Source organism: Pedobacter sp., from assembly GCF_035566355.1.
Lineage (GTDB): Bacteria > Bacteroidota > Bacteroidia > Sphingobacteriales > Sphingobacteriaceae > Pedobacter.
In genome coordinates, this window is sequence record NZ_DATMRL010000243.1 from 1 (window position 1) to 2,313 (window position 2,313).

Sequence of the window (2,313 nt, forward strand, 5' to 3'; positions counted from 1 at the left end):
GATTTCCTTAAAATTTGCGATCAGCTTATTTCCCTCCGTACTGTATGTACCCTGCACATAGGTTACTTGTTGGGCTGCCTGGTCCCAGGACACAAAATGAATGCTGTCTTTTGACAACATCAATCCCCTTGGCATGACCGAGGAAACACCAGGATGTACATCTTCTGTCCAGCTACCAATTAATTCAGGGGTAGGAACCGCAACCGATTTATTCTTTTTACAAGCACTCGTTACTATTGTTAAAAGCAATAAAAAACTTAATAAACCTTTCCAATGTGATGTGACTTTCATAAGCGTAATTTTTAGACTAAAACGATCACTAGAAGGAATTCGCTACAGTTGCAAAAAAATAATTACTGGCCATATTTATCTGCAGCCAAATCAATGTAATTTATATATATTTTGGCTGCAGATACTTTTTTATCCGCAGCCAAAACACTATATTTGAGATGCATTTTGGCTGTGGATAAACCTATTTTCATCGTTAATTATTAAAAAAGGAGAAAAATGGAAGCGCTTATTGGAAGAATAGCGGAGAAAAAAATACTATCAGAGATGCTTGTTTCGCCTTCGTCGGAACTTTTAGCGGTCTTTGGCAGGCGAAGGGTTGGAAAAACTTTCCTAATCCGCTCAGTCTTCCAGAAACAGCTCATCTTTGAGCTTTCGGGAGTGCATGATGCGAGTGCTGCCGAGCAACTGCTCAATTTCAGCAAAGCCATTGCAGAGGCATTAGGTTCCCAATTACCGCTCGCAGCTCCCAAAAACTGGACGGAAGCCTTCTGGCAACTCAGGGAATTTGCAAGCCCTATCATTAAGAAGAGAAAGGCTGTCATTTTCTTTGACGAATTCCCTTGGTTAAGTTCGCATAAATCAGGCTTTCTTTCCGCATTTGAATATTTCTGGAACCAATGGGCATCACAACAGCCGAATCTGATCGTTGCGATCTGTGGATCTGCAGCCAGTTGGATGATCAAAAAGGTTGTCAACAGCAAAGGAGGTCTTCACAACCGGTTGACACGGAAAATACGCCTTTTACCTTTCACATTGTACGAAACAGAACAATACCTGAAAAGCAATAATATCCATATTGACCGTTACCAGGTGCTGACCATTTTTATGGCAATGGGCGGTGTACCACATTATCTAAAAGAACTCAAAAAAGGGGAAAGTGCCATTCAGGCAATTGACAGACTTTGCTTCACTAAGGATGGTCTCCTTTCAACAGAATTCGCAAACCTTTACCGTTCTCTTTTCGAAAACGCAGACCGGCACATTTCTGTAGTCAAAGCACTCGCGGACAAGCCATCCGGATTGACAAGAAATGAGATCATTGACACCTGTAATCTACAAAGCGGGGGAACCACTAGTCTCTTACTCGAGGAACTTGTAGAGTCTGGCTTCATTACGCCCTACCTGCCTTTCCAGAAAAATGCCAATAAGAGCATCTACAAACTCAGTGATGAATACAGCCTTTTCTACCTCAAATTTATCGAACATTCCAGGGCCACCGGTGCAGGCACATGGATCAAAAAATCATCTGGGTCATCATGGAGAAGTTGGAGCGGTTATGCTTTTGAAGGAATCTGCCTCAAACATACAGATCATATTAAGCAAGCGCTGGGCATTTCCGGAGTGTTTACCGAAACTTCAGCTTGGCGACACGCCCCAAGAACCGGAAATGGTGCACAGATCGATCTGTTGCTGGACAGGCAGGATAATATCATCAGTATATGCGAAATGAAGTTTTCCAATACTGAATTCGTAATAGATAAGACGTATGCTTCAGAACTACAGCAGAAACTTGATATATTTCGTCGGGAGAGCAAGACTAAAAAAACATTGTTTCTCTCCATGGTCACCACCTACGGTGTTAAAAACAATATTTATTCTATCGGTTTGGTACAGAACCAGGTCACCATAGATGATTTGTTCCGCCCTAATGTTTAAAATCAAACTTTGAGCAATAAAGAACATCTACTGCTGAAAGAGCTTAAAAAACGGACAAGCTACAACAGCCTGCCCGTAATTGATTAAAAATCCTTCCAATTTCAGCAGTGCATCCTTCACATTAGCGGGGAAACAACTGTACAAGATCATAAAACTCCAGAAAAAAGCTATTCCCATTGCCTGGTATCTTGTTCAGATAAATGCTCTGTACCTTACCAGGAGAAACACCATCATAGGGTAATTCTATCGTGACTGTACTATGATCCCGGTTGTTATTGACATAATATGCTTTTGTTTTCGAGTCCCTGACCACAACAATCGGATACAACTGGGTTCCGTTTTGTTGTTGGGTAGCCGTAGGTATTT

Annotated in this window: 3 protein-coding genes; 1 reads left to right on the forward strand and 2 read right to left on the reverse strand. The window is 41.6% G+C overall.

Features of this window, described 5'->3' with window-relative positions; genetic code table 11:
* Window positions 1–291, reverse strand: a 291-nt coding sequence (locus VNZ46_RS09400) for a hypothetical protein (protein ID WP_325559875.1), incomplete at its 3' end; no start/stop codon positions are given.
* 216 nt (window positions 292–507) lie between these two features.
* Between VNZ46_RS09400 and VNZ46_RS09405 the strand changes: the two genes are divergently transcribed.
* Window positions 508–1,947: an AAA family ATPase gene (locus VNZ46_RS09405; protein WP_325559876.1), complete on the forward strand. Its 1,440-nt coding sequence runs from the start codon at window positions 508–510 to the stop codon at window positions 1,945–1,947.
* A gap of 121 nt (window positions 1,948–2,068) precedes the next feature.
* Here the strand turns inward: VNZ46_RS09405 and VNZ46_RS09410 are convergent.
* Window positions 2,069–2,313, reverse strand: a 245-nt coding sequence (locus VNZ46_RS09410; RefSeq protein WP_325559877.1) for a hypothetical protein, incomplete at its 5' end; no start/stop codon positions are given.

What these genes read in the sequence shown, in the direction of transcription:
- VNZ46_RS09405 (WP_325559876.1), top strand. Translation starts at nt 508, where the DNA reads ATGGAAGCGCTTATTGGAAGAATAGCGGAGAAAAAAATACTATCAGAG.